Source organism: Caulobacter hibisci, assembly GCF_016135805.1.
Classification (GTDB): Bacteria; Pseudomonadota; Alphaproteobacteria; order Caulobacterales; family Caulobacteraceae; genus Caulobacter; species Caulobacter hibisci.
This window is the reverse complement of the sequence record NZ_JADWOX010000011.1, coordinates 40,837-59,659: the sequence shown is the minus strand read 5'-3', so window position 1 is coordinate 59,659 and position 18,823 is coordinate 40,837. Positions and strand designations below refer to the sequence as shown.

General features: G+C 68.1%; 16 protein-coding genes. 9 read left to right on the top strand and 7 right to left on the bottom strand.

All coding sequences use genetic code 11. The features are described 5' to 3' along the window. Position 1 precedes the first annotated feature (1 nt). The 5 genes from I4Q42_RS15845 (at position 2) to I4Q42_RS15825 (ending at position 5,118) form a co-directional block, all read left to right on the top strand. On the top strand, positions 2-1,348 hold the full coding sequence (locus I4Q42_RS15845) for a nucleobase:cation symporter-2 family protein (RefSeq protein ID WP_198577056.1): 1,347 nt from the start codon (positions 2-4) through the stop codon (positions 1,346-1,348). Between the two features lie 36 nt (positions 1,349-1,384). Further along, positions 1,385-2,398: an isopenicillin N synthase family dioxygenase gene (locus I4Q42_RS15840; RefSeq protein WP_198577055.1), complete on the top strand. Its 1,014-nt coding sequence runs from the start codon at positions 1,385-1,387 to the stop codon at positions 2,396-2,398. A 9-nt stretch (positions 2,399-2,407) separates the two neighbouring features. Further along, entirely contained in the window at positions 2,408-3,391 is a 984-nt protein-coding gene (locus tag I4Q42_RS15835; protein WP_198577054.1) for an isopenicillin N synthase family dioxygenase, read from the top strand. After that, entirely contained in the window at positions 3,388-3,783 is a 396-nt protein-coding gene (locus tag I4Q42_RS15830; RefSeq protein WP_198577053.1) for a VOC family protein, read from the top strand. The genes I4Q42_RS15835 and I4Q42_RS15830 overlap by 4 nt, the downstream gene beginning before the upstream one ends. Positions 3,784-4,035: 252 nt before the next feature. Then, a complete protein-coding gene (locus I4Q42_RS15825; protein WP_198577052.1) occupies positions 4,036-5,118 on the top strand; it encodes a Rieske 2Fe-2S domain-containing protein in 1,083 nt (360 codons plus the stop codon). 14 nt (positions 5,119-5,132) lie between these two features. On the opposite strand, the gene I4Q42_RS15820 is transcribed toward I4Q42_RS15825, so the two are convergent. Together I4Q42_RS15820 and I4Q42_RS15815 are read right to left on the bottom strand one after the other, a co-directional pair. Continuing rightward, the gene (locus I4Q42_RS15820) at positions 5,133-5,459 is read right to left on the bottom strand and encodes a hypothetical protein (protein WP_198577051.1); all 327 of its coding nucleotides are present in this window, start codon (positions 5,457-5,459) and stop codon (positions 5,133-5,135) included. Between the two features lie 173 nt (positions 5,460-5,632). After that, entirely contained in the window at positions 5,633-6,883 is a 1,251-nt protein-coding gene (locus tag I4Q42_RS15815) for a tyrosine-type recombinase/integrase (protein WP_198577050.1), read from the bottom strand. Between the two features lie 226 nt (positions 6,884-7,109). On the opposite strand from I4Q42_RS15815, the gene I4Q42_RS15810 reads away from it, so the two are divergent. Beyond that, a complete protein-coding gene (locus tag I4Q42_RS15810; RefSeq protein ID WP_198577049.1) occupies positions 7,110-7,826 on the top strand; it encodes an esterase/lipase family protein in 717 nt (238 codons plus the stop codon). A gap of 155 nt (positions 7,827-7,981) precedes the next feature. Here the strand turns inward: I4Q42_RS15810 and I4Q42_RS15805 are convergent, their stop codons facing one another. After that, positions 7,982-9,562, bottom strand: coding sequence for an ABC-F family ATP-binding cassette domain-containing protein (locus I4Q42_RS15805; protein ID WP_198577048.1), 1,581 nt, complete (start codon positions 9,560-9,562; stop codon positions 7,982-7,984). 130 nt (positions 9,563-9,692) lie between these two features. Further along, on the bottom strand, positions 9,693-10,322 hold the full coding sequence (locus I4Q42_RS15795; protein ID WP_198577046.1) for a hypothetical protein: 630 nt from the start codon (positions 10,320-10,322) through the stop codon (positions 9,693-9,695). Between the two features lie 291 nt (positions 10,323-10,613). Here I4Q42_RS15795 and uvrA point away from each other — a divergent pair, with 291 nt between their 5' ends. Further along, complete coding sequence (gene uvrA, locus I4Q42_RS15790) at positions 10,614-13,523, top strand: excinuclease ABC subunit UvrA (protein ID WP_198577045.1); 2,910 nt, start codon at positions 10,614-10,616, stop codon at positions 13,521-13,523. An 89-nt stretch (positions 13,524-13,612) separates the two neighbouring features. Here uvrA and I4Q42_RS15785 read toward each other — a convergent pair whose 3' ends face one another. The 3 genes from I4Q42_RS15785 to I4Q42_RS15775 all read right to left on the bottom strand — a co-directional run bounded on the left by I4Q42_RS15785 (position 13,613) and on the right by I4Q42_RS15775 (position 16,271). Then, a complete protein-coding gene (locus tag I4Q42_RS15785) occupies positions 13,613-14,551 on the bottom strand; it encodes a hypothetical protein (protein WP_198577044.1) in 939 nt (312 codons plus the stop codon). Between the two features lie 83 nt (positions 14,552-14,634). Next, complete coding sequence (locus I4Q42_RS15780) at positions 14,635-15,498, bottom strand: hypothetical protein (protein WP_232793191.1); 864 nt, start codon at positions 15,496-15,498, stop codon at positions 14,635-14,637. Beyond that, entirely contained in the window at positions 15,498-16,271 is a 774-nt protein-coding gene (locus I4Q42_RS15775; protein ID WP_198577043.1) for a hypothetical protein, read from the bottom strand. Before I4Q42_RS15775 ends, I4Q42_RS15780 begins: the two co-directional genes overlap by 1 nt. A gap of 165 nt (positions 16,272-16,436) precedes the next feature. On the opposite strand from I4Q42_RS15775, the gene trmFO reads away from it, so the two are divergent. Both trmFO and I4Q42_RS15765 read left to right on the top strand, forming a co-directional pair. After that, positions 16,437-17,861 carry a methylenetetrahydrofolate--tRNA-(uracil(54)-C(5))-methyltransferase (FADH(2)-oxidizing) TrmFO gene (trmFO, locus tag I4Q42_RS15770; RefSeq protein WP_198577042.1) on the top strand — a complete coding sequence of 475 codons (1,425 nt, stop codon included), beginning with the start codon at positions 16,437-16,439 and terminating at the stop codon, positions 17,859-17,861. Between the two features lie 121 nt (positions 17,862-17,982). After that, positions 17,983-18,687 (top strand): hypothetical protein, encoded by a 705-nt coding sequence (locus I4Q42_RS15765; RefSeq protein ID WP_198577041.1) that lies wholly within the window; start codon positions 17,983-17,985, stop codon positions 18,685-18,687. The last annotated feature ends 136 nt before the right edge of the window (positions 18,688-18,823 follow it).

The window sequence follows — 18,823 nt, the reverse complement described above, 5'->3', positions numbered from 1 at the left end:
CATGGCAAAGCTCGTCGCCAGCGCCGTGGACGCTCGCCCGCCGGCCGGCCGGCTGCTCCTCCTGGCCATCCAGCATGTGCTGAGCATGTACGCCGGCGCCATCACCGTCCCGTTGGTCGTGGCCGGCGCGCTCGGGCTGACGCCCGCCGAAACGGGCTTTCTGGTCAGCGCCTCGCTGCTGACCAGCGGGGTGGTGACCATCGTTCAGTGCCTGGGCCTTGGCCCCTTCGGTATCAAGCTCCCGGTGGTCATGGGCGTGACCTTCGTCGGCGCCCTGCCCGCCGTCGCGATCGCCTCGGCCAGTCCCCATGGCCTGGCCGAGGTGTTCGGCGCGGCGATCGTTGCGGGGGTGGTCGGGCTGCTGGTCATCCCCTTCATGAGCCGGCTGACCCATGTCCTGACCCCTGTCGTGACCGGCACGGCCATGCTGCTGATCGGCGTCTCGTTGATCGGCGTCACGGCCGACTGGGCGGCGGGCGGTCGTGGAGCGGCGCGTTTCGGCGACCCGGTCAACCTGCTGATCGCAGCCGTGACACTCACGGCGATCCTGACGATCAGCCGGTTTGGTCGCGGCTTCCTGGCGGCCACGGCCATCCTCGCAGGAATGATCGTCGGCGTGGTCTTCGCCGGGGCGGTAGGCGCTCTTGCGCCTGTGTCCCTGGCCGACAGCGCCTGGATTGCGCCTCCTCTGCCAGGCCAGATGGGCTGGCCGCACTTCGACTTGGCGGCCTCGACGACCATGGTGGTGGTGATGCTGATCACCCTGGTGGAATCCAGCGGGATGCTGATCATGCTGGGCCGCATTTCCGGACGTCCACTGGACGCCGAGGCGCTGGCCCGCGGCCTGCGCACCGACGCCCTGGGCTCGATCATCGGCGGACTGCTGGGAAGCTTTCCCTGCACTTCCTATTCCCAGAACATCGCCCTGGTGGGGCTAACTGGCGTGGCCAGCCGCTGGGTCTGTGCGACGGCCGGCGCGCTGCTGGTCGTCCTGGCGATGGTCCCCAAACTCTCGCTGCTGGTCGCGGGCCTTCCGTCGCCCGTCCTCGGCGGCGCGGGGCTGGTGCTGTTCGGTATGGTCGCCGCGGCGGGCGTGCATGCGCTCAGCGAGGTGGACTACGCCCAGCCAGGCCGGCTGACCGTGGTCGCCGTGAGCCTCGCGCTGGGCCTGCTGCCGATGTTCCGACCGACGCTGTTCGATCGACTGCCCAAGGCGCTGGCGCCGTTCCTCGAGAATGGAATGCTGATCGGCGTCGTCAGCGCGATCGCCCTCAACCTGCTGTTCAAATCGACGTCTTCGCCGCGCCCGGCCGCCGAAGGCGGATCGGCCGCCCCCCTCCACCCTTGAGCAAGTTCGCGGCCTGGCCGCAGCATGGAGCCTATCGTGACCGCCTTGAAATCCGTGCCGATCATCGACCTGACGCCAGCGCGCCTGGGCTCGCAGGCCGACAAACTCGCCGTCGCCAGACAAATCGACGAGGCCGCAAGATCCATCGGCTTCCTAGTCGTCCGCGGTCACGGCGTGCCGCAGGAAGTGATCGAGGCCGCTTCATCCGTGACCCGACGCTTCTATGACCTGTCCCCGTCGGAGAAGGGCCGGTCGCGGCCCCGATCCAAGGGGGTCTATCGCGGCTATTTCGGCCTGGAGACGGGCAACCTAGCCAGCACGATCGACGAAGCGAACGCCAAGCCCGACCACCGCGAGTATTTCACGCTAGGCCCGGTCGATGTCGATGCGGCCGACCCGTACTACCGGACTGATCTGGCCAAGGAAATCTTCCTTCCCAACATCTGGCCGGCAGATCCGCAGTTCCGCCCCGCGATCGAAGCCTACTATCGCCAGATGGAAGAGCTGGCGGGCCTGCTGATGAACCTGTGCGCCCTGGGCCTTGGCCTTGATGAGAGCTGGTTCGACGACAAGTTCGACAAACACACGACCAACCTGGTCCTGAGCAACTACCCCGATCAACCCGACGGCGTGATGGACGGCCAGCTGCGGGCCGGCGCCCACACCGACTACGGCAGCCTGACGATCCTCAAGACCGAGGACAAGCCCGGCGGCCTGGAGGTGCAGACGGCTGATGGTCGCTGGGAGGCCGTGCCGATCGTGGCCGACGCCTTCATCATCAACCTCGGCGACCTGATGGCCTACTGGACCAACGACGAGTGGGTCTCGACCATGCACAGGGTGGTCAATCCGCCGCGCGACAAGGCCGTCGGCAGCCGCCGCCAGTCGCTCGTCTTCTTCCACCAGCCCAATTACGACGCGCGGATCGCGTGCATCCCGACCTGCACCGCCCAGGCGCCGAAATATCCCGTCACCACGGCCAACGCTCATCTGCAGTCCAAGATGGCCAAGATGAACGACACGCCCAAATTCGCCGAAGCGACCAACTAGGAGGCCGCCATGAAACTCTACACGCCCCCCAAGCCCGCCGAGTTCATTCCGGTGATCGACCTGGGCCCAAGCTTTTCCCTCGACATCGAGGACCGCAAGGCCGTCGCCTGGGAGATCCATAAGGCCTGCCGCGACACCGGGTTCTTCTACATCAAGAACCACGGCGTGCCGCCAGAGGTCATGGCGCGGCACCTGACGCTGGCGCGGGAATTCTTCAGCCTGCCGCCAGCGGTCAAGGCCGAGGTCGAAGTCGCCAAGTCCAAGTGTACGCGCGGCTTCGAAGCGATGGCGGCCCAGACCCTGGACGAGGGCTCCCCGCCGGACCTGAAGGAAGGTTTCCTGATGGGCGTCGACCGGCCCGAGGATCATCCGGACGTCGTCAACGGCGTGCCCAACACCGGCCCCAACCAGTGGCCGACCACGCCCGCGCACTTCAAGCGTCAGTTCAACGAATATATGGGGCACATGGTGCGGCTCGGCTCACACCTGATGCGCTGCATCGCGCTGTCGCTGGAATTGCCCGAGTCCTATTTCGACGAGGGCCTTGTCGACCCGCTCTATATCGGCCGCATGCTCCACTATCCGCCGCATCCGGCCAACGCCGCCTTCAACCAGCTGGGCGCCGGCGCCCACACCGACTGGGGCATGCTGACGCTGCTGCTGCAGGACGACGTGGGCGGGCTGGAAATCGAGAACGCGGCCGGCGACTGGCTTAAGGCGCCCTACGTCCAGGACGCTTTCATCATAAATCTGGGCGAGATGATGCCGGTCCTGACCAACGGGCTCTACCACTCGACCCCGCACCGGGTCCTCAACAACAGCAGCGGCCGAGACCGCTACTCGTGTCCGACCTTCTTCGACCCGGACTATCACTACCAGGTCAAATGCGTGCCGACCTGCATGCCCCAGAGCGGCGAGCCTCTGTTCGCAGAGACCACGGTGGGTCAGCACATCGCCAACATGTACGCCAAGACCTACGGGCGCGCGGCATGAGCACGAAGGTCGCCCTGTCTTATGTGAACCTCTTCTGCACCGACATCGAGGCCATGTTCGGCTTCTACCAGGGCCTGTTCGACCTGGAGGAGATCGTCGAGAGCCGCTCGCCGATGTTCCGCGGAGCTCGCACTGGCGCCGCCTCGATCGGCTTCAGCGCTCACGACGCCTATGCGCTCCTCGGCCTCGAACAGGCGACCGACGCCCTCGGCGACCAGGCGCTGTTGACGTTCGAGGTCCCCGATCGCGCAGCCGTCGATGCGCTCACGGCCAAGGCCCTTTTGCAGGGCGCGACCCAGGTCAAAGCGCCTTTCGAGACCTACTACGGCTGGTACCAGTCGGTTCTCCGCGACCCTGAAGGCCACGCATTCAGGATCAATCGCGCCGGGTGACCAAGCGGCGCCGAGCTGTGCCCGCAAAGGGTTGTTTCTCACCTTGCCTTCGGTCCGATCCCAATCGGGTCGGGCCGAAGCGCCACCCGGGAAGCCTGACGGCCTTCCCCGGACTTCGGCACAGGCGTGAAGCCGCTGTCGATGACCATTTTTTCGGCGCCAGACGAAATCCGACCCCAACTCGTCCAGGACGCTTGTAAGTAATTTTCTTATTACATTTTCATGGGGTCAGTTCTTTCAGGAGCTGACGCCATGACCGCCGTCACCCAAGCCTTCGACGCCCGCGCTCAGGCATCCGCTGGTCCCTTGCCGCCGGGCTTCCTGCCGCGAGACTGCACGTTCGACCCGACGGACTGGGCCATCCTGGCGCGCCAGTGGTTCCCCGTCGCCCGCCTCGCCGATCTTGCCGACAAACCGCAGGCCGTCACCCTGCTCGACCTGCCGCTGGTGGTCTATCGCGCCGGCGACACTGTGCGGGTGGCGCGCGACCTCTGCCCGCACCGGGGCTTGCCTTTGAGCATGGGCTGGGTCGAGGGCGAGGAGATCGTCTGCGCCTATCACGGCCTTCGGTACGGTCCCGACGGTCAGTGCCGCAAGATCCCCGCCCACCCGGACCTTGAGCCCTCCCGCCGCCTGAAGGTCGGCATGTTCCCCGCCGTCGAGCGCTACGGTCTGGTGTGGACCTGCCTTGACCCCAGCGACGAGACCGCCGCTATCCCCAGCTTCCCGCTGTGGGACGCCGACGGCTTCCAGCAGATCGTGACGCCTTTCGTCGACATCGCCGGCTCGGCCGCCCGTCAGATGGAGGGCTTCGTCGATGTCGCCCACTTCGCCTGGGTTCACCACGAGGCTTTCGCCGATCGCGAAGACCCTGTGGTTCCGATCTATGACACCAAGGTCACCGACACGGGCCTGCGGACCGACTACTGGAGCAGCGTCAGCAACTATCCACGCCACCTGCGTCACCTGGCGCCGCCGGACTTTCGCTGGTTGCGCCGGTTCGAGATCCAGCCCCCCTTCGCAGCCCACCTGACCATCTTCTTCCCCGGCGAGCAGCGTCTCAGCATCCTCAACCTACCCAGCCCGGTCTCGGCGCGGAAGACGCGCCTCTTCGTGCCGCTTGTCCGCAACTTCGACACCACCGGCGACGTGGAGGACGTCTATGCCTTCAACGCCCAGATCTTCGCCGAGGACGCGGCCGTGGTGGAGCGTCAGACCCCGGAGGAACTACCGCTCGAACCGAGCGAAGAGGCCCACTTTCCGGCCGACAAAACCTCGCTTGGCTATCGGCGATTGTTGCGCGGGATGGGACTGACGTTCCGTTACGTGACCTGAGCCCTCGCTATCGTTCAAGCATTTCCCCCGGCGACGGATTCAAAACGTGCGACAGGCGTCAGCGCGGGGAAACGGTGGGCCAGAGACCGGGCCATCGGCGCGAGCGTCGCTCGAGCTTTGGGGTCGCTCGCGCAGATGTCCGCGGCCACCGCGCCGACCAAGTCGAGATCAGGGCTCAGCAGCCGGCGCCGCTGCCCTGTAAGCCGCTTGAGATAGGCAGTGTCTCGGCCCGCCGGGTACTCTGTGATCGCCCTGTCGACGTCCTCTGCCAGCACGGCGAGACGTCTTCCAAGGCCTGCCGCGTGTGCGGCGGCGATGAAGCTGGCGAGATCGGCGGACATCGGCGTCTCGTGCGCCGAGCCGGTTAATGCGAAGTGCGGAAATGTGGTTATCGCAAGCCGGATAAACGATAGCCAGGAGGCGTCACCCTCGGACTAAAACCGGAAGTCGTTGCCTGGTCATCGGTCGCCAGAGAGCAGGCGCAGCGAAAGTCCTCAATAGCGTCGCCGGCGCCTTAAGCTGCCTTGAGATCAGAGCTCCCCTCACTTCCGCGCGGCGATCCTCCAATGTAGGCTGCCCAGTCCTCCATCATGACGCGACGCCGCTTAAGCGCATCATTCCGGCGATAGGCGCGCTCAACTGCATTGCCGACCAAATGGGCAAGCGCTTCTTCGGCGATCTCACGCGGATACTCAGTTTCTGAGCCGGCCCAATCTCTAAAGCTCGATCGAAATCCATGTGGCGTTGCAGCCCGCCGCTTGCCCCCAATCAGGAAGTGGTGATCCGTCATTCGCCCCATAAGGTTCGAAAGCGAATTGATCCCCAGCGGTCGTGCCCCAGCCTTATCGCGATAGCGTCGCCCGTTCGCGAAAATCAAAGCGCTGGGCTTGCGGGCGGCTCCTCCAACCCGCTCAAGCACATCGAGCGCCGCTGCACTCAATGGTACGCGGTGTTCGCGTCCGGCCTTCATACGCTCGCGCGGCACCACCCAGACATCGTCATGGATTTCGCCCCATGTCGCGCCGAAGACCTCTCCGGAACGCGCCGCGGTCAAAATCAAAAATTCCAGCGCCAGGGCGGGGATCGTTCCCCGCATTCTAAGGTCCGCCACGAACTGACCCACCGACGCATGCGCCATCGCAACATGGTGACCTCGGCTCAGCTTCTGCCGCGCCGGAAGCAGGTGTTTTAGGTTACCCTTCCAAGACGCCGGGTTGATTTGATCCCTATTTCGAAAGCCCCGCGCGGCGGCAGCATCTAGCACACGCTCGATCCGGAGCCGGGTCCGGTCGGCCGCCTCAGGCGTCTTGGTCCAGATGGGCTTTAGCACGGTGACGACATCCTGGGCGTCGACCTGGTCGATAGGCATTTCGCGGAGCTTCCGGGCGTGCTTCGTCAGCGACATCTTCCATTGCTCACGATGCTTCGCGTTCCTGAAGCCGGTCGACAGGGTAGCGGCCACCTCGTCCGCGAAATCGCCGAACGTCGGTATTTCCATTGGAAGATCTCGAGCAAATGGGTCGTCGCCTTGCGCCAACTTAGTGCGCGCTGCAGCGGCTCGCTCTCGCGCCTGCGCAAGCGATACATCCTGCAACCGGCCAAACCCCTTTTCGATCTCGCGACCGTGCCAGCGGTAGATGAATGCCCAGGCCTTCGACCCGGACTTCTTCACGACCAGATAAAGGTTGCCGCCGTCGCCGTGATAGCCGGGCTTCAAAGCACCGGCGACGGTCTTAGGATTCAGCTTTCCCGTCACTTTCGCCATAGCACTTCACCAGTCGATCCAGCGGAGCCAACCCCCGCACTGACCCCCGCAACCCCCGCAGCGTGAAGTGTCTCATCTCACACAAGATTTTCAAGACAGGCTTTGAATGAAGGTGATTTTCTTTTGATTATACCGTGACTTATCGTATGGATTCGAACAATGGTGAGTTCTAGCGTATGACTAAGTGAAATCCCTCTCTCACCGCCACTACCCGCCCCAACACCACATGACCCTGGCTCATCCCGAGACCCTGGCCAAGACCCTGGACGACCGCGCCGAGCAGGGCGTGCTGCTCCTGCATGGCCACAGCCGTACGGGGCGGTCGATGGGCAAGCTGAGCGCCCGGCTGCAAGCCGCCGGCTTCCGGACCTGGGCGCCGACCTATTCCTTCCGCGCACCCCTGCCTCAGGTGGTCGACCGATTGCTGCCGGAGCTGGCCGCCTTCAAGCGGACCTTCGCCGGCCCATTGCACATCGTCGCCCACTCGCTGGGAAGCCTGGTCGCCCGCGCGCTCGTGGTGCGGCAGCGACCCCAGCCCCTGGGCCGGGTGGTCATGCTGGCCCCGCCCAACGGCGGCAGCGAATGGGCCGACGCGCTCTCCCGCCTGCGGCTGAACCGCCTGGCGCTGGGGGCGATGGCGCCGCAGATGCTGACGGCGCGATCCGCTGACGACGAAGCCCTGCTCGGTCCCGTCGATTTCGAGCTCGGGATCATCGCGGGCGACCGCGCCCTCGACCCGATCCTGCCTCGGCTGATCCTGCCCCATCCGCACGACGGCAAGGTCTCGGTGGCCGCGACCCGCATCGCCGGCATGAGCGACCACGTGGTGCTGCCGGTGACCCATACGCTGATGATCTTCAATCCCCGGGTGGGCGATCAGGTGCTGGCCTATTTGGGGACCGGGCGGTTTCTGGGCGACGATGTCACCCGCCGGACCGCGTAATCGCTCGGGACGCCAAATAGGTCCCTTCTCCCCTTGCGGGAGAAGGTGGCGGCGAAGCCGACGGATGAGGGGGCGAAAGGCCTCTCCGCAAAGTTCTGAGAGACCCCTCACCCGACCTCCTTCGGAGGCCACCCTCTCCCGCAAGGGGAGAGGGATCAGAGGTCTATCTCCCGCTCCACCCCGAGCGCATCGAGGAAATCCGCGTCGTGGCTGACGACAAGCAACGCCCCATCATACCCTGCCAGCGCCGCCTCCACGGCCGCCACCGAGTCCAGGTCCAGGTGGTTGGTCGGCTCGTCCAGGATCAGCAGTTGCGGCGGCGTCGGCCCGGCCAGCACGCAAGCCAGGGCCGCGCGCAGGCGTTCGCCGCCGCTCAGTGACCCCGCCGTCCGGTCGGCGGCGCTGTTGCGGAACAGGAAGCGGGCCAGGGCGGCCTGGGCGGCGTTGCGATCGGCGGCGGGGTGCAGACGCAGGAAGGCCTGAAGCAGGGTCTCGTCCGGCCGCAGAATCGCCAGCGACTGGTCGAGCATCACCGCCGGAACGCCGCGCGTGATCGCGCCGACGGTCGGCGCCAGCACCCCGGCGGCGAGGTTCAGCAGGGTCGACTTGCCCGCGCCGTTGGAACCGCGCACGGCGACGCGCTCGGGGCCTGCGAGGCGCAGGCTCACGCCCTCCAGCACCGGCGGCCGGCCGGGCCAGGCGAAGGCGACGTCCTCCATAGACAGCACCAGCCGCCCCGTTGGCAGGCCGGTCGGCGGCAGGTCGAAGCCCAGGGTCCGCGCCCGCTCGACCCGCCTTTCGGCGCTCTCGACCGCCTCGCGGGCGTCGCCTTGCAGCCGCTCGGCCAGACGGCGCTCCTTGCCGCCGGTGTTCTCGGCCCGCTCGGCCCGGGCCCCGAGCAGGATCTTGGGCTCCGATCCCTTGGCGGCGAAACGCTTGCCGGCGGCGTCGCGGCGAGCCTTGCGCTCCAGCGCGGCCTGGGCGTCGCGGGCGGCGCGGCGCTCGTCGCGCTCGGCGGTATCCAGCGCCCGGCCGGCGGCGTCCCGCTCAGCCGCCTTGCGCTCGGCATAGAGGTCGTAGCCGCCGCCGTAGCTGGCCGCGCCGAGGCTTGAGAGCTCGACGATGCGGTCCATGCCGCGTAGCAGGGTGCGGTCGTGGCTGGCGACGATGGCCCCGCCCTTCCAGCGCGCCAGCACCTGCGCCACCAGATCGCGGGCCTGGGCGTCGAGGTGGTTGGTCGGTTCGTCGAGCAGGATCAGGTCGGGTGCGGCTACCAGCAGGGCGGCGAGACCGGCGCGGGTCTGCTGGCCGCCGCTGAGCGCGCTTGCGGGGCGGTCGGGATCCAGGCCCGTCAGGCCGACCTCCGCCAAGGCCTCGTCCAGCCGGGCCGGCAGGGTCCAGTCGGCCTCGGCGAAGTCGGCCTCGTCGCCCTGCCCCGCCTCGATGCGCGCGAGACGCCGCCAGGCCGCGCCGACGCCCAGGCGGTCGGCGAGGATCGCATCCGGCGCAAGCTCCGGTGTCTGGTCGAGCACGCCGATCGTGCCGGTGCGGGCGATGGTCCCGGCCAGGGGCCCACGCGCGCCGGCGATCAGCGCCAGCAGGGTCGACTTGCCCGCGCCGTTGCGACCGACCAGGCCGACGCGCTCGGCGCCGACCGACAGGTTCAGGGTGTCGAAGAGGACGCGGCCGTCAGGGGCGGCGGCGGAAACGGAGTCCAGTGTGATGAAGGCGGGCATGGGAAACCACGAACAGGGAAACGGGAAGGACGAAGCGGTCTTCCGTCTTGCTGATCATGGCGGCCTCCATCAGGGGGTGGAGCCGGGCTTCTACGCCCGCGAACGCCGGTCGGCAAGCTGAGCGGCCCTGTCAGCAGATTCCGTCGCGCAGCCGGGGCTGAGAAGCGCGGCCGGAGCGGTAGGCGCCGCAGCGGGCCTGTTTGCGGGCCTCCTCGGCGAAGGGCGAAGGCGGCGGCGGCAGGCCGCGAGGGACGAACTTCGCTGGCGGCGGGGCCCGGCGGCCCACGGGTCCCATCTGCGGCGACGGCGCCTTGGCCGCGAACCCGCCATAGCAGCGATCCTTCTCCTCGTCGGTCAGGTGCTCGTTGCTGAGGCCCTGGCAGGCCCGGTGATAGCGGCCCCAGCGATAGTCGGGATTGCCTTCGGTCAGCTTCCAGCGCTCGACCGCCTTGGGATCGACGCGCCAGGCGGGGTCGATCGCCGGAGCGGCGGGGCCGCTCACGCCGGAAGCCGACGGCCCTTCGCCTTCGGAGGCGCCCGGTTCGCCGACTGGAGAGGTCGCGGACGACACAGACGGCCGAGCGGGCGAGGCGCCGGCCTTTTGCCGTCTAGGCGTCGACGCCGGATGCGGAGACTCGTCCTCGATCCGATCCAGCTCGACCTGCATCACCGGCGGTTCGACCGGCGGCGACGCGCGCTCGACCAGCGACAGCAGGCCGATCAGCAGGAGGTTGGCCGCCACGCCTGCCGGGACCGCCACCGCCCATCGCCTCGCCCGCCCCATGACCCGCCACCAAGGATTGCTGCATCCCGACAACTCCCGCTCCGATGGCGTCGGAATTGCGACGCTTCAGGGGCCGCTTTGCGCTCCGTGCGGCGGCCTCTGGCGCCCCTTCTGCTGACATCTGGTGTCAGCAGGAATGGCAGCAGGTTGGCTGCGGCGTTTGTTCGCATCTTGTTCTTGTGTTAATGGCGCGGCAGAACCCTACATATAGCCGCTTCGCCGCGAGCATCCGCGGCTCCCAATCCGCCTTCGAGCGTTCCGGACACCATGGCCGAGCAACTGAACTTCATCCGCGTCCGCGGCGCCCGCGAGCACAATCTCAAGGACGTCAGCGTCGACATCCCGCGTGGCGAGCTGGTCGTGCTGACCGGCCTCTCGGGCTCGGGCAAGAGCTCGCTGGCCTTCGACACCATCTACGCCGAGGGTCAGCGCCGCTACGTCGAGAGCCTGTCGGCCTATGCCCGCCAGTTCCTGGAACTGATGAGCAAGCCGGACGTTGACCTGATCGAGGGCCTGTCGCCAGCCATCTCGATCGAGCAGAAGACGACCTCGCGCAACCCGCGCTCGACCGTCGGCACGGTCACCGAGATCCACGACTACATGCGCCTGCTGTGGGCGCGGGTCGGGGTTCCCTACTCGCCGGCCACCGGCCTGCCGATCGAGAGCCAGACCATCAGCCAGATGGTCGACAAGATCACCGCCCTGCCCGAGGGCACGCGCCTCTATCTGCTGGCCCCCGTCGTGCGCGACCGCAAGGGCGAGTACCGCAAGGAGATCGCCGAGTGGCAGAAGGCCGGCTTCCAGCGACTGAAGATCGACGGCGAATACTATCCGATCGAGGACGCCCCGGCCCTCGACAAGAAGTTCAAGCACGACATCGACGTGGTCGTGGACCGCGTGGTGACCAAGGCCGGCATGGAGCAGCGCCTGGCCGACAGCCTGGAGCAGGCCCTGCGCCTGGCTGATGGCCTGGCCGTGGCCGAATGGGCGACGATCGACGAGGGCGAGAAGGAGCCCAAGCGCCTCCTCTTCTCCGAGCGCTTCGCCTGCCCGGTCAGCGGCTTCACCATCGCCGAGATCGAGCCGCGCCTGTTCTCGTTCAACAATCCGGCGGGCGCCTGCCCCACCTGCGACGGCCTGGGCGCGAAGCTGGCCTTCGACGCCGACCTGATCATCCCGGACAAGGACAAGAGCCTGCACAAGGGCGCCGTCGCGCCTTGGGCGAAGGGTCCTTCGCCGCTCTACACCCAGACCCTGCAGGCCCTGGCGCGGCACTACGGCTTCTCGATGGACGAGCCCTGGTACAAGCTGCCGGAAAAGGCCCGCGCCGTGGTGCTGGACGGCTCCAAGGGCGAGAAGATCAAGTTCACCTACGACGACAACGCCCGCAAGTACGAGGTCGACAAGCCTTTCGAGGGCGTGCTGCCGAACCTGGAGCGCCGCTGGCGCGAGACCGACAGCAGCTGGGTGCGCGAGGAACTGGGCCGCTACCAGTCCGACACCCCCTGCGAGGCCTGCGGCGGCAAGCGCCTGAAGCCCGAGGCCCTGGCCGTCAAGGTTCACGGCATGGACATCGCGGCCGTCTCGGGCCTGGCCATCCGTCCGGCCCGCGACTGGTTCACAGCCCTCGAAGGCCACCTCTCCGACAAGCAGATGGAGATCGCCCGGCGGATCCTGAAGGAGATCAATGATCGCCTGCGGTTCCTGGTCGATGTCGGCCTCGACTATCTCAACCTGTCGCGCGGCTCGGGCACGCTGTCGGGCGGCGAGAGCCAGCGCATCCGCCTGGCCAGCCAGATCGGCAGCGGCCTGACCGGCGTGCTCTACGTGCTGGACGAGCCGTCGATCGGCCTGCACCAGCGCGACAACACCCGCCTGCTGCAGTCGCTCCAGGGCCTGCGCGACCTGGGCAATTCGGTGCTGGTCGTCGAGCACGACGAGGAGGCGATCCTCACCGCCGACTATGTGATCGACATGGGTCCGGCCGCCGGCGTGCACGGCGGCGAGATCGTCGCCGAGGGCAAGCCCGCCGAGATCATGGCCAACCCCAACAGCGTCACCGGCCAGTACCTGACCGGCGCGCGCGAGATCGCGGTGCCGGAAGAGCGCCGGCCGATCAACAAGAAGAAGATGCTGAAGGTCATCGGCGCGCGCGGGAATAACCTGAAGGAGGTCACGGGCGCGATTCCGGTCGGCACCTTCACCTGCATCACCGGCGTCTCGGGCGGCGGCAAGTCGACCTTCACGATCGAGACCCTCTACAAGGCCGCCGCGCGCCGCCTGAACAACGCCAGCGACGCCCCGGCGGCGCACGAGCGCATCGAGGGCCTGGAGAATTTCGACAAGGTCATCGACATCGACCAGAGCCCGATCGGCCGCACTCCGCGCTCGAACCCGGCGACCTATACCGGCGCCTTCGGCCCGATCCGCGACTGGTTCGCCCAGCTGCCGGAGAGCAAGGCCCGCGGCTACGGCCCCGGCCGCTTCAGCTTCAACGTCAAGGGCGGCCGCTGCGAGGCCTGCCAGGGCGACGGCGTCATCAAGATCGAGATGCACTTCCTGCCCGACGTCTACGTCACCTGCGATATCTGCAAGGGCAAGCGCTACAACCGCGAAACCCTGGACGTGCTGTTCAAGGGCAAGACCATCGCCGACGTGCTGGACATGACGGTCGAGGAGGCCGCCGACTTCTTCAAGGCCGTGCCGCCGATCCGCGACAAGATGGAGACCCTCAAGCGCGTGGGCCTCAGCTACATCAAGGTGGGCCAGCAGGCGACGACCCTGTCGGGCGGCGAGGCCCAGCGCGTGAAGCTGTCCAAGGAGCTGTCCAAGCGCGCCACCGGCCGCACGCTCTACATTCTCGACGAGCCGACCACCGGCCTGCACTTCGAGGACACCAAGAAGCTGCTGGAGGTGCTGCACGAGCTGGTCGACCAGGGCAACACCGTGGTCGTCATCGAGCATAACCTCGACGTGGTGAAGACCGCCGACTGGCTGCTGGACTTTGGCCCCGAGGGCGGCGACGGCGGCGGCGAGATCGTCGCCGTGGGCTCGCCCCAGGACGTGGCCAAGGTCGAGGCCAGCTGGACCGGCAAGTACCTCAAGGAACTGCTCGACCGCCACGAGGAGCGCCGCCTGGCGCGGGTGGGCGAGCTGAAGAAGACCAAGCGGGCCTGACGACAGGCCGAAAGCTGCAAGCCTGAAACAGAGAAGGGCGGCGGGTTTCCCCGCCGCCCTTTTTGCATTCCTCGATCAGGCTGGCCCGATCAGACGTCGAACGGGCCGCGCTTTTCGGCGGGGGCCGGCTCGGCGTCGGGTTCGACGATGGCGGCATAGATCGCCGCCGAGGGGGTGTAGATGGTCACGCTGGTCAGCACCGCCATCAGCCCGCCGACGGCCAGGCTGAGTATGCCGGTCGGCTTCAGCAGGGTCTCAAGGTTCGTGGCCTGCGACGACTTCAGGAGCTCGCTGAGGGTGTCGAGATCGAAGCCGCTCAACGCCCCGCCCAGCAGCACGACGAACAGGGCCAGCAGCAGGTAGACGACGAAGAACAGGGCGGTCGCCACGAAGTAGGCGCCGAAGATCGGCCAGAAGCGGCCCTTGGTCAGGCGCCACGAGCCGAAGACGTCGATCTTGCCCTTGGCGAAGGTCAGCACATTGGCCAGCGACAGCCGCACGCTGGCATAGATCAGCCCGGCGCACAGGGCCACGACGAGCAGGAAGCCCGCCAGTCCGGCCAGGGGCTTGGACACCACCGACAGCACGCCGGCCACGAGGATCAGGGCCAGGACCCCGCCGAAATAGATCCCGGTCAGCACCAGCACGAGCAGGATCGACACGCCGGCCTGGCGCAGTTCGTCGCGCCCCAGGCGCAGATAGGCCCGGCGCGAGTCCGCCGGGCGCAACACGATGCGATAGACCCCCGCCAGCAGCACCGAATAGTAGACGAGGCTGTAGACCAGCGAGAACAGCACGAACGGCCCCATGCTGGCCATGGCCCGCAGGGTCTCGGTCGGGTCGGGCGAGGTGTCCTTGCTCAGCTCGGTGAAGGTGTCGAGCTGCCCGCCGAACACGGCGACCGTGAGCACGCCGACGATCGCCGAGACGATCGTCGAGACGATCACCCAGACCCCGATGGCCTTGGGGTGTTCGCGCACGAGACGGAATCCGGAGATCGCCGCGTCCGTCGCCGAGAAGGTCTTCATCTTGGTCTTGCTCGCCCTGTGCGCTGTGTGTCGCAGGCAGGAACGCGTAACAAGCTTCGTTGGTCAGGGACAGAGCCCGCGCTTCAAATATCCGGGTGCAGCTGGCGATAGGCGCGGGCCGGGCCGGCGGTCAGGATCACGGTCTGGACGGTGAAGGCCAGCGGCGCGATCAGCAGGTTCGCCAGCAGCCCCAGCAGCACGAAGAGCTTGGACCCGCCGCCGATCAGGGCGATCGCGCCGGTCAGCAGCCCGCCGAACATCCAGAAGACGATCGGGGTCAGCACAACGGCCATGAACAGGTTCAGCACGAACATGCCCAGCAGGCCCCAGAAGTGGCCGTGGGTCAGCACCCAGGCCTCGCGCAGGTTGATCCTGCCCTCGGCGAAGGTCTGGGGCGACAGCAGCGACAGGCGCACCCCCACCCACATCGACAGGCCGATCACCGCCAAGCCGCCGATGAAGGCGATCCAGCCGGCCAGGCCGCTAGCCCCGGCGCCGGCCACGGTGGCCGTCAGCAGGGTCAGCAGGCCGCTGGGGATGGCGGTGACGAACAGGGCCGCGAGCCAGGTGATCAGGGCCACGACGAACAGGCGGACCTCGTCCGCGCCGAGCCGCAGATAGGCCGCCCGGCTCTGCTCGGGATGCAGGACCGAGCGCAGGATCGCCCCGGCCAGCACCGCGCAGATGGCGGCCGCCAGCAGGATCAGCAGCGCCATGGCCCCGCCCAGGTGCTTGACCAGGTCGAGCACCTCCTTGGGATCGGCGGTGAAGTGGGTCTGGGCCAGATCGCGGCGGACCTCTTCCCCGAAGGCCACGTAGAGCAGGACCCAGAGCAGCATCAGCGCCGCCCAGTAGAACGCGCCCCAGACCAGCAGGGACGCGGGGTGGCGACGCATGGTGCGCGGCCCTTCGAGGGCGGCGGCGACGGACGACAGGGCGATCATCATCAGGCTTCCGTCCGCTCGGCGACGGCCAAGCTCGGGCCGTGTCTGTAGACGTGGACGCACGCCGCCGTCCAGGCCGGCGCGACGCAGAAATAGTAGAGGCCCACCGCGGCGGCCTGCACCGCCAGGGCGGCGGGGCCGTCGAAGGCCGCCTTGCCGCCGGCGGCGATCAGCACGCTGGGCAGGTAGAAGACCAGGCCCAGGGCCACCAGCAGCCCGGCCCGACCCTTGGTCAGGTCGAAGGCGCTGAGCACCTGCAGCCGCCCGGCGGCGATGCTGGCGGCAGGGGCCAGCGACAGCCGCGCGGCCAGCCAGGCCAGGACCGCCAGGCTGGCCAGCGGCGCCAGACTCGCGGCGAAGGCGGCCAGGGGGCCAGACAGCGCCGCCTTCCAGGCCTCGCTGGAGGTGGCGTCGAAACCGGGCGCGGCGGCGCGGGCGACGCCCAGGGCCACGGCCCCGACCACCACCAGCAGCACGGCGATGACCACCAGGAAGATCAGGCCCAGCAGCAGCTGCACACCAGCCAGCAGCGCCTCTTCCCGGCCCCAGCGCAGGCCGGCCAGGCCGCTCGGACGATCGAAGGCGGCGCGGTAGAGCGCGCCATAGGCCAGGGCCGCGGCGACGAAGTCGGCCAGCAGCACCCAGCCGCCGCCGGCATAGCGGCCCGCCAGGCCGACCAGGCTGGCCACGCCCAGGGCCGCCCAGGTGCGCGGCACGTCCCGCGTCACCCCGGTGACCCCGGCCCGCGCCGTCGCGCCGATCGCTGCCTCGCCCATCTCGTTCCAACCCTGTCAGCCGGGAAGATCCTAGCCCGCGCCGAGCCATCAGACGACGAGTCGGCGCGCGCGGGAGGTTGATTCTACGCCGCCCCGGCCGCCGCGTCGCCCCGCGAGACGCGAAAGCCGTCCAAACGACGGTTCCGTCTTGGGCGGGGCGGAGGTATGAGGGCGCCCATGACCACCTCCCCCATTCACGTGATCGGCGGCGGCCTCGCCGGTTCCGAGGCCGCCTGGCAGATCGCCCAGGCCGGCGTGCCCGTCATCCTGCACGAAATGCGTCGCGACGACGCTACCGGCAAAGTCACCACCGACGCCCACCAGACCGACGGACTGGCCGAGATGGTGTGCTCCAACTCATTCCGGTCGGACGACTGGCAGTTCAACGCCGTGGGCCTGCTGCACGCCGAGATGCGGCGCTGCGACTCGATCATCCTATCGGCGGCCGACCAGCACCAGGTGCCGGCCGGCGGCGCCCTGGCGGTCGACCGCGACGGCTTCTCGCAAGAAGTCACGCGTCGCCTGGAAGCCCATCCGCTGGTGACCATCGTCCGCGAGGAGATCGCCGGCCTGCCGCCCGCCGAGTGGGACAGCGTCGTCGTCGCCACCGGCCCGCTGACCTCGCCGGCCCTGGCCCAGGCGGTGCTCGACCTGTCGGGCGAGGGCCAGCTGTCGTTCTTCGACGCCATCGCGCCGATCATCCACCTTGAGTCCGTCAACATGGACGTCGCCTGGCGCCAGTCGCGCTACGACAAGGAAGGCCCCGGCGGCGACGCGGCCGCCTACATCAACTGCCCGATGAACAAGGAGCAGTACGAGGCCTTCATCGACGCCCTGCTGGATGGCCCCAAGGCCGAGTTCAAGGAGTGGGAGCACGTCCCCTATTTCGACGGCTGCCTGCCGATCGAGGTGATGGCCGAGCGCGGCCGCGAGACCCTGCGCCACGGCCCGATGAAGCCGGTCGGCCTGACCAACCCGCGCGACCCGACCGTCAAGTCCTACGCCATCGTCCAGCTGCGCCAGGACAACGCCCTGGGCACCCTGTGGAACATGGTCGGCTTCCAGACCAAGCTGAAGCATGGTGCCCAGGCCGACGTCTTCCGGATGATCCCGGGCCTGGAGAACGCCCAGTTCGCGCGCCTGGGCGGCCTGCACCGCAACACCTTCATCAACTCGCCCAAGCTGCTGGACAAGGGCCTGCGCCTGAAGGCCCAGCCGCGCCTGCGCTTCGCGGGCCAGGTGACCGGCGTCGAGGGCTATGTCGAAAGCGCCGCCATCGGCCTGCTGGCCGGCCGCTTCGCCGCCGCCGAGCGCAAGGGCGGCGCGCTTGAGGCCCCGCCGGCCACGACGGCCCTGGGCGCCCTGGTCGAGCACATCACCGGCGGCCACCTGGAGGGCGAGCAAGAAGGCTCCCGGGGTGGCTCGTTCCAGCCGATGAACATCAACTACGGCCTGCTGCCGCCGCTGGAGGCCCCCAAGGTCGACGAGGACGGCAAGAAGATCCCGCTGAAGGAACGCGGCCGCGCCAAGAAGCGGCTGATGAGCCTGCGGGCCCTGAAGGACCTGGAGGCCTGGCTGGCCGCCGGCTGAGCGACCGCTCGCCCGACTTGAAGAAAACGGCGTCCGCCCCGTCCAAGGCGGAACCGCGCGGCCGTGGAACCTTGGCGTTCCCGGCCGCGCAACGTCGCGGCGTCTTTCGCGAGACCGCCCCATGCTCCGCCTTCTCAGCGCCGCCGTCGCGACCACGGCCCTCCTGACCGCTCCGGCCCTGGCCCAGGACGTGGTGTCGCCGGCCAAGGAAGCGATCCTCGCCCCGTTCGACATCGTGCGCACGCAGGTGAAAAGCATCGGCCCCGACGTGGTCTTCCGCGTGCAGGTGCGCGGCAAGGCCGGCGAACTCAAGCCAAAGGTCACCGGCCAGTTCTCCGGCAGCGCGGTGTGGAGCTATGTCTGGCCGACCTCGCTGAACAGCGGCAGCGTCGGCTTCGAGGGCGACCAGGGGATCCTGGCCCTGGCGGTGACCTTCCACCCCGACTTCGACGACGCGGCCTATGGCGGTGTGAACCGCCACGTCTGGCATCCGCACTGGGTGGTGCTGGTTCCCGACGAGGCCTGCGGCAAGGGCGCGCTGAAGGTCCGCGACATCCCCGCCGGGACCAAGCCCAAGATGCCCGCCACCTGGCCCGGCGTGCCGCTGCTGATCGACAGCCCCACCTATCCGACCACGCTGGCGACCGACACCGTCGAGGTGAAGGTCCCGGCCGAGGTGATCGGCGCGATCGAGGGGGTGAAGTTCGACGGCGTGACCTCGGCCCTGAAGGTCAACGCCAACCTGCACGCGCCGCTGCTGTGCATATCAGACATCTTCGACGTCGCCTCGGGCGATCTCAGCCTGCCCGGCAAGATCACCCGCTGAGCCACGCGGATCGCGCGACAGGAAAGAGCCGGACGGTCCGCCGCCCGGCTCTTTTGGTGACCGGGCCGTCCCTTTCGGCGGACCGCGCGCTGGTCGGCGCGCGGTCCCAACCTCGCTTCGGAAACCGCTGGTTTGT